Source organism: Pseudomonas syringae group sp. 243L2, from assembly GCF_032587875.1.
Lineage (GTDB): Bacteria > Pseudomonadota > Gammaproteobacteria > Pseudomonadales > Pseudomonadaceae > Aquipseudomonas > Aquipseudomonas amygdali.
Genome location: NZ_JAWHPL010000021.1, coordinates 214,773 through 230,105, shown reverse-complemented (window position 1 = coordinate 230,105; position 15,333 = coordinate 214,773). Strand labels below are relative to the sequence as shown.

13 protein-coding genes are annotated in these 15,333 nt (G+C 61.1%); 11 read left to right on the top strand and 2 right to left on the bottom strand.

Features of this window, described 5'->3' with window-relative positions:
- Positions 1–4: 4 nt before the first annotated feature.
- Entirely contained in the window at positions 5–478 is a 474-nt protein-coding gene (locus tag RYB66_RS14095) for an antitoxin Xre-like helix-turn-helix domain-containing protein (RefSeq protein ID WP_005777073.1), read from the bottom strand.
- A 234-nt stretch (positions 479–712) separates the two neighbouring features.
- Between RYB66_RS14095 and xerC the strand changes: the two genes are divergently transcribed.
- The 11 genes from xerC (at position 713) to RYB66_RS14040 (ending at position 14,380) form a co-directional block, all read left to right on the top strand.
- A complete protein-coding gene (gene xerC, locus RYB66_RS14090; RefSeq protein WP_005743777.1) occupies positions 713–1,678 on the top strand; it encodes a tyrosine recombinase XerC in 966 nt (321 codons plus the stop codon).
- Positions 1,679–2,012: 334 nt separating this feature from the next.
- Positions 2,013–2,405, top strand: coding sequence for a cupin domain-containing protein (locus RYB66_RS14085; protein ID WP_002553433.1), 393 nt, complete (start codon positions 2,013–2,015; stop codon positions 2,403–2,405).
- A complete protein-coding gene (locus tag RYB66_RS14080) occupies positions 2,398–3,897 on the top strand; it encodes a methionine--tRNA ligase (protein WP_005777075.1) in 1,500 nt (499 codons plus the stop codon). The genes RYB66_RS14085 and RYB66_RS14080 overlap by 8 nt, the downstream gene beginning before the upstream one ends.
- 13 nt (positions 3,898–3,910) lie before the next feature.
- Positions 3,911–5,050: an NAD(P)/FAD-dependent oxidoreductase gene (locus RYB66_RS14075; RefSeq protein WP_005743775.1), complete on the top strand. Its 1,140-nt coding sequence runs from the start codon at positions 3,911–3,913 to the stop codon at positions 5,048–5,050.
- On the top strand, positions 5,047–6,024 hold the full coding sequence (locus tag RYB66_RS14070) for an ABC transporter substrate-binding protein (protein ID WP_057403946.1): 978 nt from the start codon (positions 5,047–5,049) through the stop codon (positions 6,022–6,024). Before RYB66_RS14075 ends, RYB66_RS14070 begins: the two co-directional genes overlap by 4 nt.
- Positions 6,025–6,078: 54 nt before the next feature.
- A complete protein-coding gene (locus RYB66_RS14065) occupies positions 6,079–7,398 on the top strand; it encodes a lysine N(6)-hydroxylase/L-ornithine N(5)-oxygenase family protein (RefSeq protein ID WP_005743773.1) in 1,320 nt (439 codons plus the stop codon).
- Positions 7,399–7,403: 5 nt separating this feature from the next.
- Complete coding sequence (gene sbnB / locus RYB66_RS14060; protein ID WP_316894656.1) at positions 7,404–9,587, top strand: 2,3-diaminopropionate biosynthesis protein SbnB; 2,184 nt, start codon at positions 7,404–7,406, stop codon at positions 9,585–9,587.
- Entirely contained in the window at positions 9,587–11,332 is a 1,746-nt protein-coding gene (locus tag RYB66_RS14055) for an FAD/NAD(P)-binding protein (RefSeq protein ID WP_316894653.1), read from the top strand. Before sbnB ends, RYB66_RS14055 begins: the two co-directional genes overlap by 1 nt.
- A 27-nt stretch (positions 11,333–11,359) precedes the next feature.
- A complete protein-coding gene (locus RYB66_RS14050; protein ID WP_005743769.1) occupies positions 11,360–12,004 on the top strand; it encodes a LysE family transporter in 645 nt (214 codons plus the stop codon).
- A gap of 24 nt (positions 12,005–12,028) precedes the next feature.
- Positions 12,029–13,183 carry an iron-containing alcohol dehydrogenase gene (locus RYB66_RS14045; RefSeq protein WP_002553441.1) on the top strand — a complete coding sequence of 385 codons (1,155 nt, stop codon included), beginning with the start codon at positions 12,029–12,031 and terminating at the stop codon, positions 13,181–13,183.
- Between the two features lie 3 nt (positions 13,184–13,186).
- A complete protein-coding gene (locus tag RYB66_RS14040) occupies positions 13,187–14,380 on the top strand; it encodes a serine hydrolase domain-containing protein (RefSeq protein WP_005777088.1) in 1,194 nt (397 codons plus the stop codon).
- On the opposite strand, the gene ftrA is transcribed toward RYB66_RS14040, so the two are convergent.
- Positions 14,340–15,293, bottom strand: coding sequence for a transcriptional regulator FtrA (ftrA, locus tag RYB66_RS14035; RefSeq protein ID WP_002553443.1), 954 nt, complete (start codon positions 15,291–15,293; stop codon positions 14,340–14,342). The two genes, RYB66_RS14040 and ftrA, sit on opposite strands and share 41 nt — an antisense overlap.
- Positions 15,294–15,333 lie beyond the last annotated feature (40 nt).

Here is a 15,333-nt window from a genome sequence, read left to right as displayed (position 1 = left end):
TCGGTCAAAAAACGCTGGGTTCGCCCTTGTCACCTGACTGCGCATGTTCAAGTGCGCGATGCATCCGGGCGGTGCCTAGCCCGGTTTCGCATAATTGCAACGGGATGCAACCGCCAAGTGCTGCGTTGGGTGTCACCAGCCAGCGACCGGCGCGCTCGGGTGTTTCAAGCACGCGAAGGATGTGACTGGCGATCATTGCGAGGCGGTCCAGACGCTCCGAAGCCACGGGGTCCAATGGCTGTTTCTGGCGCTGGCGACGTTCCAGCGTTGAAATTGATGCATTGAACAGCGCCTCCATTTGCCGCGGGCCGAGGGCCAGCGCGTCGCGTACCGCGCGGATCCAGCCATGCGCAAAGCCTGCCTGAATGTTCGCCAGGCGTTCGGCCTCGCTGCGCTGACTGACCTGATGGGCCAGCAACCAGAAATGCGCAGCCGCGTCGCGACGGCCATGTGCTTTGCTAGCGAGGGGCGGAATCAAGATACGTGCTTGCCTTGAGGGCCGGAAAAGTCGGCCAAGGCTATCCCAGGCAGCGCGTCGTTCAAGCTGCAGGGTGTTACCGATGATTGCCGGGTGGGCTGAAGCTGCTGAGCTGAACGAGCCGCGCCAGAGGTGTCGCAGCAGGGCCCTCGTGCTAAAGTCGGCTGCCTGAATATGAATGAAGAGCGCCGCAGCTGTTCGCGCGCGCTTGCACCAGAAAAGGCGTCGTTCCACATGCCGCAAGACCCTTATACCGATCAGGACGCACGCATTGTCAGCCAGCCTTCGCTGCCCGACGTCAACAAGCCACTGCGCCTCTATCTCGACCGCCTGGCACCCTCAAGCCGCCTGACCATGACTTACGTTTTGCAGGACGCGGCAGATCGTCTGGGCATGGCTGACGTCGATATTCATGACATTCCCTGGCACACCCTGCAGCCTGGCCACGTGACCGCACTGGTCGCGACGCTGCGTGAAGACGACTACGCACCCAATACCACCTCGCTGTACGTGAACGCTATTCGCGGTGTAATGAACGAAGCCTGGCGGCACGACCTGATCAGCCACGAGCAATTACTGAAGATTCGCTCGATCAAACCGGTCAGCGGTACGCGTCTGGCCAAGGGCCGTAATATCCGCCGCACGTTGATTCGTGAACTGATGCAAGCCTGTGCTGCGGACCCCAGGCCGCAAGGGCGTCGCGATGCCGCGATCATTGCGATTCTGTACGGTTCGGGAATGCGCAAGTCGGAGTCGGTCAACCTGGACCTGTCACAGATCGATTTCGCCGAGCGCAGCCTGCGGGTGCTGGGCAAAGGCAACAAACAGTTGATCAAATACGCCCCCGAGTGGGCGTTCAAGGCGCTGAACGACTGGCTGGAACTGCGCCGCTCGTGCTTGCAGCCGGGGCAGGGCGATGACCCGTTCCTGTTCAACCGGATTCGCCGCGGCAGTCACATCACCCGCGACAGAATCACTAAACATGCCATTTACTTCATCGCCAAGCAACGCGGGCGGCAGGTGGGGGTGAACATCATGCCTCACGATTTTCGGCGCTCGTTCATCACCCGTGTGATCGAAGAGTTCGATCTGTCGATTGCCCAGAAACTTGCGCATCACACGCATATTTCGACCACCGCCAGTTACGACATGCGCAGCGAGAACGAACGCCGCAATGTGGTGGACGGGTTTGATCTTTAGGCAAAAAAAAGCCACCTCGCACAAGCGGGGTGGCTTAAAAGATCTAACCAAAGGAGTGATGAATCAGAGCAGAGATTCACTGGCCTCGCGACGCGGATTCGCGAGGCCGGGAGATATGTTCGTTCATCGCCGACAACGGTAACACCGCCGCCCCTGATTCAATTATCAGCGTTATTGATACCCGTCATTGCCAAAAAACATATGACCCGCACGTGTTTGCGTGGCCAGCCATCTGCAAAATCGATTTCTCACCTGCGAGCTATCCGGCAATTGGATAGCCAACAATTGGCAACAATTTCATGCTTTACCGGACTTGAAACGTACGGGACTGAGCATGGAAAAGTTCGATATACACCGTAAAACCCGCTTCGACTCATTGGTACACGAGTACGGGCTCGATGGCAGTCGTCTGTTGCCTTGGGAAGGCTACCCGATGCCGTTCGCTGGCGGCTGGTGCGTGGTCCGTCCGGGCACCAGCAGCGAAGCGCATACCCAGATCGATCAGGAAATCTTCATTGCCATCAAGGGCAGCGCCCGTCTGGTGGTCGGCGAAAAACAAATGGATTTCGTCGTGGGCGATATCGCCGCGATTCCGAAACACACCAATCATTACGTCATCAATGATTCCGCCGAGGACTTCCACTTCTATGTGGTGTGGTGGGACATGAACTACGTGAATGCTTTCGTGGCTCAGCACAGCGAAACCACGGGGTGCCTCGATGAGTAAGTACATCGTGACCATCACGCCGCCCACCCCGAATGGCGATTTGCACATAGGTCATATCGCCGGCCCGTTTCTGGCCGCTGACGTGTTCACCCGGGTCCAGCGCCAGCGCGGTCACGACTGTGTGCTGGTGTCCTATTCCGACGATTACCAGTCCTACATGCTGCGCAAAGGACTGGAGCAGGGCGTTGATCCGGTCGAGCTGGCCGGGCGTAATTCCGACCGCATCGAAGCGTCGCTGGCGGCGATCAACATCAAACCCGACAACTGGATGCGTCCGCACAACAACCCATGGTTTGCCGAGGCGGTTGGCGAGGTGTTCAACGCGTTGCGTGAAGCGGGCTCGATCGAGTTTCGCGATTCCAGCGAGCCGTACTGCCCCGATTGCGATGTGTGGGGCTACGAGGCATTTGCCCGAGGCAACTGCAATTACTGTGGGGCCGATTCTGATGCCAGCCAGTGCGAGAACTGCGCTCAGGCCCCTGACGCCGAGTTGATGACCAGTCTGCACTGCAAATTGTGCAGGCAGCCGTCGCAATGGAAAAAGGCCCATCGTGCATTTCTGAAGCTGGCTGATTTCAAGCCGCACTTGCGTGATCGTCTGTTGGGCCAGCAATGGCGCAAGCCGCTCGACAACTGGCTACGCGATACGCTGGAGCACTTGCATGACTGGGGCGTAACCCGTCCGGGCGACGGCGGGCTTGACCTGCAGGCCGACGGCTCGTGCCGGGTCCACACCTGGTTCATGGGGCTGGCGGGCTATATGGCGGCATTTCGTGAATATGCCGACAGCGTCGGGCGTCCGGAGCTGTTCCGTCAGTACTGGCAGTCGGGACAGGGCACGCTGGTGCATTTTCTCGGTTTTGACTGCGTGTTCAGCCACGCCATCGTCTACCCGGCGCAGCTGTCGGCGCTGCGCGATATCAAAGTTCGCCAGCGCTTCATGCCCAATCAGTTTCTGAAACTGGACGGCCTGAACCTGTCGACCAGCCGCAATCATGCGATCTGGGTCGGCGATCTGGCCCGTGAAGCCTGTGCCGACAGTGCGCGCCTGTATCTGGCAAGCATCGCACCCGAGCAAAGCGAAGGCGATTTTCGTCTGACGCATTTCCGCGCATGGCGGGAGCAGATATTCGACGAATTTTTTCCCGCGTTGCTGGACGCTGGAAAGCATCGAGATGACAACTGGTGGAGCGGTATCTGTGGGGCCGATGCCGGGCTGTTGGAAGCGTTACGCCTGCAATGGAGCAGGGCTGCAGAGCCTGCGCAGTTCTCTATGAAGGGCATGGCTCAGGTGCTGCTCGACGTCATCGCCATTGCTCGCGCACGTCTGGCCGAAGGTCGGCCCGTCAGCCATCTGGCGGCGTTCATCGCAGTGGCTGGCAAGGCGCTGATTCCGGAAATGTCAGCGCAGATCATGACCGCATTCGGACTGCCCGAAGCCCGGGTCAACGCCACGCTCATGAACGGCTCGGCCGCTGAATACTCCATCTGAACGGATGCACCACATGTTCATCGATTACGAGATAGCGGTCATCGGCGCCGGGATTACCGGCGCCAGTATCGCGGCGAAGCTGTGCAGCGCAGGTGTGTCGGTCGCTCTGATCGACAAGGGCGCAGCCGGCAGCCTGGGGGCGAGCGGTTATTCCGGCGGACTGGTTCGCCTGTACGACAGCGATCCATTGCTGATGGAGCTTGCGGCGTGGTCCATCAGCCTGATGGACGACGGCATTTTCGCGACCACTTACGCAAGCGCACTGCGACGTACCGGGGTGATCTACCGGACCGCCATGGACCAGCTGGATAATCTGTGCCGGGCTATCGAGCAGCACGGCAGCGAGCGCTACCCGATGCGTCTGCTGGCGGGCCATGAACTCGATGGCGGTCGCTATCCGCACTGCCCGGCAGTTGAGCGGGTCAACCTGTTCGAACCTCGCGCCTGCGTCGGCAATGTACGTCAGGCTGTCGCTGCGCTGTGCCACGTGGTTCGTCAGCAAGGCTTGCTGCTGGAGCATCGCGAGATCAAAGCCATCGATTGTCGTGCTGCGGACCTCGTACATATCGACATGGGGGACGCTACATTGCGTTGTCGGGCCGTAGTGGTGGCTGCGGGTGCCTGGAGTCAGCATCTGGTGCCGCAGGCGGGGCTGGAAGCCCGTTCTATTCCCTTTGCCCGGGTACTGACTGACAGCGATTGGTCAATGCCGGTGATCGATGCGGTTACTCAGAGCTACGCTATACCGCTGACCCGCCATATCGTGCAGACCGGCTGCGGCAGCCGCGATAACAGCCTCTGGCCAGAGCATCTGGCACAGCCTGATGCGCGGCATGCCGAAGACGCCTGCAAGCGCATTGCCCGGCTGTGCGGTTCGGCAACCCACCCACGTGTGCTGGATGTGCTGCCGGGTTTCGACAGTTACAGCGCCGACGGTCGTCCGCTGCTGGGTTTCTGCGCCGAGTACAGCCCGGTTTATCTGGCCGCAGGCATGTCGGGACTGGGGTTCAAGTTTGCTCCTGGTGTTGCCGGTATCGCTTTCGAGCAACTGCGCAGTCATCTGGCAGGAAAGGACCGGCCGAGCCTCGGCTGGTCGGCATTGTCGCCACGCCGACACATGCCCGCTGCCAGTCTGGCGGGGATACAGCCATGACACCGCTCGCGTCACCCGTGCCGGGTCTGCGGGTAGGGGTCAGCGCACTGTTCGACCCCCACGACACGCCGCACGCGCGGACCTTCATGAGGGCGCTGGCCGTGGCGCGCAATTGCGTACCGGGGCTTGCGCGGGTGCAATGGCACTTTCTCGACGACGGAGCCAACGCCGTTCGCGGGGCCGAAGTGGCGCGGCACATGATCGACTGGAAAGCGGATCTGGTTATTGGCCATTTTTCATCGGACGCCGCCCTTAGCGCCGCCGCGCTGTATCGGCAAGCCGGTATCGCGCTGCTGACACCGGCAGCAACGATTGATTGCCTGACGCTTGAGCACCCCAACGCATTCCGTTTCTGCCCCTCGGACCGGCAACTGGCGGGGGACCTGGTGAGCTGGCTGGCGAGCCGTCAATGGCGCCGCGTGCATGTTCAGGCTGATGACAGCGCTCACGGTCAGGCCTTGTGCGTTGCCATCTGCGAAGCACTGGTACGCGCGGGATTGCAGCGCGTCGAAGAGCCTGAGCACGCTGATGTCGAGGTATTTGCCGGCCGCCTCAAGCCCAGTCGCGAACACTGGCAGGCGCGACGACAGGCCGGGAGTAACCGCCCGCTGGTGCTGACTGACGACGCTGCCTCGCCGTACCTGGGCTGCGCAGAGGACCAGCGTGGCAAGACGTTCGTCATCGGTTTCGGCACTCCTGACCACCCAGGAAATGGCTGCCATGCCAGCGCGCTACACCAAACGTTTTTCGCTGCCGAGCCACACACCTACTTTCGCGAAAGCCTGCTGATGCTTTACGTGCTGGCTGAACTGGCCAACGGCGGTCTTTGCGCCGGGCAACTGCTGGACGCATTGCAGCACACCACCTTCAACACACCGCTGGGCGCAGTTGGCTTTGATCGGGGCGAGCTGCGAGGCGCGATGACCTGCGTCTGGACCCCGGGCCCCACAGGACTGACCCCCGTCAGCCGATAGCCGCAAGAAAAACCAAGAACACCGTTTCACGCCAACTCTAAGGACAGGAATTTCATGGGTAACTCGACACCACACACGTTGCACTCGGACGCCGTCTGTATCGGCTTTGGTCCCGCCGGCATCGCGCTGGCCTGTGCTTTTGAAGACGCACGGGAGGCCAATGACCCGCTCGGCTCGCTGTCCATCCGCTATCTGGAAGCTGCGCAAGACAGCCAATGGCACCGCGAACTGTTGCTGGCCGGGACTGACATCAACCATCACGTATTTCGCGACCTGGTGACGCCGCGCAACCCGCGCAGCCGCTTTTCCTTCGCCATGTACCTCAAGGAACAGGGTCGGATGTTCGATTTCGGCCTGCTGGGCCGTCCCGCCAGTCGCCATGAATGGTCGGATTATCTGGCTTGGGTCTCCAGGCAAGTGGATAGCCAGACCTGCTTCAACACGCCGGTCACCGGGATTGACCCTGTGCTGCGCAACGGTCGTTTGCACGAAGTACAGGTCTGCACGCCGCAAGCCTGTTTCACGACGCGCAATGTCGTGCTGTCCAGCGGCAGCGCACCGCGCATTCCACACGCCTTCGAGGCGCTGCTTGGCCCGACGCTGTTTCACACTTCGCAGTTTCTAACCCGCCTGCAAGCCTTTGGCGAACACTTGCCCAAGCGCTGGCTGGTGCTGGGCTCGGGGCAGAGCGCCAGTGAGTCGGTGCTGGAACTGGTCAGCCGCGATCCTGCTATCGAAGTGCAGTCAGTGCATCGCTCTGCCGGTTTCAAGCTCACTCAACTGGGGCAGTTCCCCAACCGGGTGTTTGCCCCGGATCACGTTGATTACTTCCATAGCCTGAGCCCCGCAGCGCGGCAGCGCTTTCTCGACTGGAGCCGTTCGACCAACTACGCCGGGATCGACCCGGATGAAAGTCAGAAGCTGTTTTCGCTGATCTACGAGGATTCCATCGCCGGACGCAAGCGTCTGCAGACCCATGCTTACAGCCTGATCAGTGCCATCGAGCACAGCGCCGAGGGCTACCGGATCGAGTTGACCGACACCTTCAGCCAGCGCACCCAGGTGCTGGAAGTCGATGCCGTTGTGCTCGGCACCGGTTATCAGCAGTACCTGATACCGCCGTTATTGAGTGGTTTGCAGCCATGGCTCAAGGCCGATCTGGATGGCGGCCTGCTGATTGATCGGGATTACCGCATCGCTATGCAGGGCGAGTGCGACGCGAATATCTGGGTCAACGGTCTTTCCGAACGCAGTCACGGAATCAGCGACAGCCAGTCGTTCTCGCTGATGGCGCTACGCGCCGAGCGTATCGCCAATGCGCTTGAGCGGGCTGTAACACCGGCAGCCGAACCTTTGCTGGCACAGTGGAAGTGACCCTTATGTACGATTCTCTTTGCGACATCGTTCACGATCAGACCTTCCTTAAGGTGTCTGGCCTGGGCGCAGACTTTTTCCTGAAAATGGAATCACTCAACCCGGCTGGCTCGATCAAGCTCAAAACCGCCGTAGGGCTGATCAATGACCTTCAGACTCGGGGTTTGCTGGGCCCTGACACGATTCTGATCGAGTCTTCGTCGGGCAACCTCGGTGTGGCGCTGGCGATGATCTGCGCTGAACGGGCGATACCCTTTACCTGCGTGGTCGACCCCAACAGCTCCAGCCATAACGTCCGCATGATGCGCAGCTATGGCGCCGAGGTGATTCAGGTTCAGGCCCCGGACGCCAACGGCGGGTTTCTGGGAACACGCATTGCGCTGATCCGGGAAAAGCTCGCCAGCGACCCGCGATACGTCTGGCTCAATCAATACGAGAATGCGGCCAACCCGCGTGCTCACGCCCGGACTACGGCACGCTCGATCAGCCAGCACTTCGGTCATGTCGACTATCTGTTCGTCGGTGCCGGGACCACCGGCACGCTGATGGGTTGTGTTCAGCATTTTCAGCGGCATCACCCGAGCACCAGAATCATTGCTGTTGACAGCGTCGGTTCGGTGACCTTTGGCACTCCGGCCAGCCGTCGCTTCATACCGGGGCTGGGTACCAGCCAGCATCCGCCGATCTTCAAGGCTGATGGTATTTACGCGCTGGAGATGGTCCCGGAGTCCCGCACCGTCGCCATGTGTCGCATTCTGGCGCGCAGCAAGGGCTTGCTGGTTGGCGGGTCCACCGCGACGGTGATCGCCGCGGTACATGCCTGGCGCGAGCGCATCGAGCCGGGTTCGGTGGTCGTGGCATTGTCGCCAGACTGGGGCGAGCGCTATCTGGACACCCTCTACGATGACCAGTGGGTCGAGCAGCGTTTTGGCCGTGAAGTGCTGAACATGACCCTGGCGGATCTTTCCTCATCAGAGGCTGCAACGTTTCCGGGAAGCGTGAAAACGCCTTCGCGAGCAAGCTCGCTCCCACAGGATGTATGTGAATCTGTTGCATGCGCGTGCGCAAGCCCTTATTGGAGCGAGCTTGCTCGCGAAAGCGCTGAGTCGGCGACAGCGCCTTCGGGTGCAGGTGCGCTTGCGCAGGAGCAGTGTTCAACCTTCTGGCTGGCTGCCGAGCGCCTGAAGCAGGCGGCGTTTCATGTGGTCGATGGCGAAGTGGTCGCGCGCCTGCTGGCGGCTGATCCGCTGGCTTGCATCGAGGATGTGCAGGCAGCTTATCTGGCCCACGAGGCCGGGCGCACGATCAACCCCGACAGTTACTTTCTGCGTTTTCCCGAGGCACCGGCCAATCGGATCATTGCCTTGCCCGCCAGCCTGTCCGGCGAGCAGGCAGTCAGTGGCATCAAATGGATATCCAGTTTTCCGGGCAATATCGAGACGGGCCTGCAACGCGCCTCGGCTGTGCTGATCCTCAATGACCCGCTCACCGGCTATGCGTTTGCCTGTCTGGAAGCCTCACGCATAAGCGCCATGCGCACGGCGGCCTCGGCGGTGCTCGGTGCGCGCTGGATGAACCGCCATCAGCGCCACGTCGGACGAATGGCATTCATCGGTGCCGGTTTCATTGCCCGAACCATCCTCGACATGTTCGTCAGCGATGGCTGGACGATGGACGCAATAACCGTCTTCGATCAACACGAGGACTCGGCATCGGCGTTGGTGCAGCATGCCGCCAGTCGACATCGGTTGAACAGCCAGCCAAGCGATTTGCTGACCGCCTTGCAGGCTGACGTGGTGGTGTTCGCTACCACCGCGCCGAGCCCTTATGTGCTGGAACCGTTGTTTCGGCCAGGGCAACTGCTGCTGAACATTTCGTTGCGTGATCTGGGCGCGGACGTCATCGCCCAGGCCAATAACATTCTTGATGACGTTGAGCACTGCCTCAAGGCTCAGACCTCTCCTGACCTCGCCGTGCAGCAGTATCAGGATCGATCGTTCATCACCGGGACGCTGGCACAACTGATGACCGGGCAGGTGGAACTGAGTCCGGATCGGGCCTCGATCTTCTCGCCATTCGGTCTCGGCGTACTGGACCTTGCCGTGGGCCAGCGCGTGTATCGCCAGGCAGTGGCCGAAGGCAGTGCGTTGCCGGTGCCGACGTTCTTCTTTGAGTCGAAGCGCTGGTGATGGCCGTGCAGACGCATACCGTAGCGATTATCGGTCTGGGCTCGCGTGGTTTGAGCATTCTGGAGCAGTTGATCGGCCTCAGTCGCCATGCCGATCGGCCTTTGAATATCGAAGTGTTCGACTCGCAACCACCCGGCAGCGGGCTGCACCATGCGCAGCAGGCGGATTACCTGATGCTCAACACCATGGCCGGCCAGTTATCCGCGTTTTCTTCCGCATTCCCGGCGTGTGCGCCGCCGGGCCCGACCTTTCTGCAATGGTGCGTCAGTCAGGATGTGCGCCTTGACGAGCGCGGCCATGTCAGCACGGACGGGCAGGGCAGAGCGGTGGCGTTTGGCGACTTTTTGCCGCGTGCATTGCTCGGGCGCTACTTGCAGGACAGCTATCGCTTGCTCCTGCAGTGCTGCCCGGCGCATGTGCAGGTGCGCTATCACGCCGAGCAGGTCATGACCTGTGGGCCGCTATTGGAAGCCCCCGGCTTCAGGTTGCACACCCGAAGTCAGGAGATGGATGTCGATGCCGTGTTCCTCACCAGCGGGCATGCCTTTGAAACCGGCGCTCAACGGGAGGTCGGCGATACGGTGGCCATCGAGGGACTGGGACTGACCGCGATGGACACACTGGCCCACCTGACTCAAGGGCGCGGCGGGCGCTACGTGCGGGATGGAGGCTTTGCAGGTTGGCGATATCTGCCGTCCGGCCGCGAGCCCAAGGTGTTCCTGTACTCGCGCACAGGGCTGCCGTTTCACGCAAGGCCGCAATGGCATGCCTGCAGCCAGCCCCCCTTGCCGAGGCTGTTTTTCACCGCTGCCGCCATAGCCCGTTTGCGCGAGCAAAAGGAGGGCGGGCAACTCGACTTTCGGGCCGATGTGCTGCCGCTGATCAAGGATGAAATGCGCGCCGTATTTTATCAGGCCAGGGTCCGGCTCGATGCGCCAGCGCAGTTGGCATCGGTGCAGCGTCTGCTGAGCGAGTCAACCGCCACACCGGCAGCGTTTGAGCGGCTGGCCGAGCTGTGGGGTGAATTTGACCCTGAGCAGTGGCTGTTGACCCAACGCTGGTCGGGTGCGCAAGGCGCGTATGGCCAATGGTTCGTCGACTGGATCAAACGGGACCTGGCGCTGAGTCGCCTGGGCACGGCAGGCAGTCCGATCTGCCAGGCACTGGAGGTCTGGCGAGATTATCGCGACCTGTTGCGCCTGATCGCAGATCGCAACGGCCTGACTGAATCGTCGACCCTGGAGTTTTATGGCACATGGGCCGGGTTGAGCAACCGGCTGGTCGGCGGGCCGCAAAAGGAGCGCCAGGAAGATCTGCTGGCGCTGATCGAGGCTGGCGTCGTGACGATCCTGCCGCCGATGGACGATGTGCAAAGGGGCGATTTTCGCCCCGACAGCATCATTGGCGCGCGGGTCGCCCACGGCGGTCTGTCGGGTAATGGCCCTGGACTGATCAGTGATTTGTACGAGCAAGGGCTGATTCGCGCTGCGCACGCCTGGCCTGCCGACGGTATTGAAACCGATGAGTCTGCTCGTGCCATTGGCCGCGATGGTTCTGTGCAGCAGCGGCTCTGGGTTCTGGGGCCGGCCGTAGAAGGCTGCACCTTCTACAACCACTACGTGCCCACGCCTGACCCGACCTGCCATGCACTGATCGAAGCGCGCAGGGCGGTCGAGTCATGCCTGGAGACGCTGGGAAAGCACACTTCAAGTTGTATCACGCTCAAGTTTAATAAAGCTATTTAACTTATTGATTAAAAAGGAATTACTGATATGTATGAAGTCACTTTACTGACCGCGCTGGCGGGGGCGTTCATCGTGCTGATCATCAGTCCCGGCCCGAACTTCCTGGTGATCACCCAGCTCTCGTTCAGCCAGTCACGGCAGCAGGGCATCTGTGCCGGGCTGGGGGTCGCCTCGGGCAGCATTCTCTGGGCCTTGCTGGCAGCCACCGGGTTAGGGCTTGTGTTTCAGCAGTTGCCGTGGCTGCAGCCGACGTTGCAATTGCTGGGCGGCGCTTACCTGACATGGCTCGGCGCCAAGAGCCTGCGCAGTGCCGGCAGCCAGCCCAAACCGAGGGACATCGGTTCGCTGGGCATCGGTAGCCTGAGCCGCGCCTATCGGTTTGGCCTGCTGACTAACCTGACCAATCCCAAGGCGTTGGCGTTCTACACCAGCGTGTTCACCACCGTGACCACGCCGGGCATGCCGATGTGGGTGCGCACTGCGGGTGTATCGATCATCGCGGTGCTGGCAATTTCCTGGTTCGTGCTGCTGGCCACGTTGTTTTCGATACCTGCCGTGCAGGTGCGCTATCAACGGATGAAAAAGGCCATCGATATCGTCACCGGTCTTTTCATGATCGCTTTCGGTCTGCGCCTGCTGATCGGTTTGCTGCCCGCCAACTTCTTTTACTGAAATAACCTGCAAGGGACTACGTACATGCACAGCAACGACTGGCACTACCCGACTTCAATCCGTGCAGGCGCTGGACGCGTCAATGAACTGGTCGACGCCTGCCGGAAGACCGGCATAAAACGGCCGTTACTGATTACCGACAGCTTTCTCGGCAGCACCGATATGATCGCCAGCGCCGTGGAGGATTGCCGCAGCCAATTAGGCCATTGCGGCCTGTTTGACCGAGTCAAGGGTAACCCGACCGGCACCAACGTCGCCGAGGGCCTGCACGCCTACAGAACCGGTGGCTACGACGGCGTCATCGCGTTTGGCGGCGGCTCGGCGCTGGACGCTGCCAAAGCGGTGGCGCTGATGTCAGGCCAGACCCGCCCGTTGTGGGATTTCGAAGACATCGGCCAGAACCACCTGCGCGCCGATCCAGACGGTATTGCGCCGGTAGTTGCGCTGCCGACGACGGCTGGCACCGGCTCTGAAGTGGGGCGTGCGTCGGTGATTACCGATGAGCAGGCACAGGTCAAGCGCACCATCCTGCACATTCGCATGATGCCGCGCATCGCGATTCTGGATGCCACGCTGACCCTGAACCTGCCAACGCATCTGACTGCCGCGACGGGTGCGGACGCCTTGACTCACTGCATGGAATCCTGGTGTTCACCGGCCTGGCACCCGATGGCCGAAGCGGTGTCGGTCAAGGGCATGCAGATGATCAAGGAATATTTGCCTCGGGTTGTTGCTGACGGTCAGGACCTGGAGGCGCGGCAGCAGATGCTGGTGGCCTCCAGCCTGGGTGCCGCCGCGTTTCAGCGCGGTCTGGGTGGCGTACACGCGATTGCTCAGAGCCTGGGGGCGCTCTACGACCAGCATCATGGTTTACTGAATGCGATTCTGCTGCCCTACGTGCTGGAGGCCAATCGCTCGGTGCTGCTGAAGCAAATGGATGATCTGGCGGTTTACCTGCGGTTGCCCACGCCCGGTTTTACCGGGGTAATGGACTGGTTACTGGCGCTACGCGAGCAGATCGGCATTGCGCATACGCTGGGCGAAATAGGTATCGACGATCGCGACGCCGAGCGGGTCGGACGCATGGCATTTGCCGACGGCTGCTCGCACACCAATCCGATTCGTCATTCGGCCGAGGCGTATGCGCAGATCTTCAGCCGTGCAGTGAAGGGCCTGTGAGCGATGATTGCCTTGAATGAGCCCGCCGTGCAGCGTGTCGATAAGGTCTGGCAACGCTTCATCGACCAGCGTCGGATCGTTGGCGGGGTGCTGTTGCTGGCCCGGCAGGGACGCCTGGTTTACGCCAGCGCACTCGGCTGGGCAGATCGCGAGCAACAGATTCCGGTCGCTCGCAGTACGCGCTTTCGTCTGGCGTCACTGACCAAGCTGTTGACCTCGGTGCTGGTGTTGCGGCTCTGCGAACTGGGCACCTTGAACCTGCAAGCCTCGGTAACGGACTGGCTGCCAGCCTTTCGCCCACGGCTGGTCAGCGGCCGTGAGCCTGTCATCACACTGCAGCATTTGCTTTCGCACACTTGCGGCTTGAGCTACGGCTTCGAACAAACGCCCGGTAATGCCTATGAGCGGGCAGGGGTGTCGGACGGGCTGGATTGGGTGCCGTTCGATCTACCGGAAAACCTGACCCGGTTGGCGCGCCTGCCACTGTTGTTTGAGCCGGGTAGCGCCTGGGGTTACTCGTTGGGCACTGATGTGCTGGGCGCAGTGATTGAACAGGCCACCGGCATGCCGTTGTCAGAGGCTGTTGCCAAGTGGGTCACCCTGCCTTTACGCATGGATGCGACTTCCTTCAGGCACGACCAGCAACTAACGCTGGCCAGCGCCTACAAGGACAGTGTCAACGGCCCGCAGCGTATCGGTGACAATGATGTGTTGTTGCTCGACAGCGGACAGGCGCGGTTGTCGTCGGCTCGGGCTCGCGACACAGGCGCATATGAATCTGGCGGGGCAGGCATGCTGGGCACGGCTGATGACTATCTTCGGCTGCTTGAGTGCCTGCGTCTGGGGGGCGCGCCGTTATTGAGCGCCGTCAGTACCGAGCGCTTGCTGAATAACGCGATTGGAAGCATAACCATTGCCAGTCGGGGGCCTGGCTGGAAGTTCGGCCTGGGGCCGATGATTCTTGCCGATCCCGCTGCGGTGCGGGGGCAGCAACAGGGTGTCGGGACCTGGTCGTGGTGCGGCTTGTATGGCAGTCATTACTGGGTTGATCCGGTTTCTGCGCTCAGCATGGTCGTCCTGACCAACACGGCTGTTGCGGGCGCGTGGGGTGAGTTTGCCGATACGCTTGTCGATGCGGTCTACGCCAGGCCCGAGGTCACGCCCGGGCAAACTGCTTGCGATAGCTGCTCGGGCTGATGCCCACCAGATTGCGGAAGTGTCGGCGAAAAGACTCTTCGGAGCCGAAACCGGCGCGGTCCACCACCTCGTTGAGACGCAGCTTCGAGGATTCCAGCAATTCCTTGGCGTAGGCAATGCGCTCGCCGAGCAGCCAGTCGTAAGGCGTAAGGCCGGTACTTTCCATAAAGCTGCGGTGCAAGGTGCGGGTACTGAGCGCCGCCCTTGAGGCCATTTCCTTGATGGTGTGAGGGCGCTGCAGATCGCTGCGGATCCAGTCCATCAGGTTGGAAATCGGCCCGTCGCTGGCCGACACCAGTTGCCGGGACGCATATTGCGATTGCCCGCCTTCGCGATGAGGCGGGATGACCATGCGCTGCGCCACCATGTTGGCAACGCGCGAGCCGTGATCGTTGCGCACCAGGTGCAGCATCATGTCCAGCCCTGCGGCCGAGCCCGCAGCTGTCACGATAGTGCCTTGGTCCACATACAGTTCGTTGGGTTGAATGGTCAGGCCCGGATACATGGTTGCCAGCAGGTCGGTGTAGCGCCAGTGGGTGGTGACCTTGTGCCCGTCGAGCAAACCGGCCGCGGCCAGAACGAAAGCGCCTGTACAGATCGAGCAGATCCGCGCGCCGCGTGCATGAGCAGCCTGGAGCTGTTCGATGAGCCGCTGCGGAACTGCGGACTCCACTCCGCGCCAGCCTGGCACGATGATTGTATCGGCATTCTCCAGCAGTACTTCGCCAGGCGTTGGCACGATGGTAATGCCCCCGGCGGCGGTGATTGGCCCATCGTCGACCGGGAAGGTCGCGAATTCGTACCAGTTGACCCCCAGTTCAGGTCTTTTCAGCGCAAATACTTCGACCGTGCAGCCAAATTCGAAGGTGCACAACTGGTTGTAGATGAGTGCGACAACGAGATGATTTTTCATGGCGCGATGTTACCGGATATTGGCATTTCAGCCAGTAGTT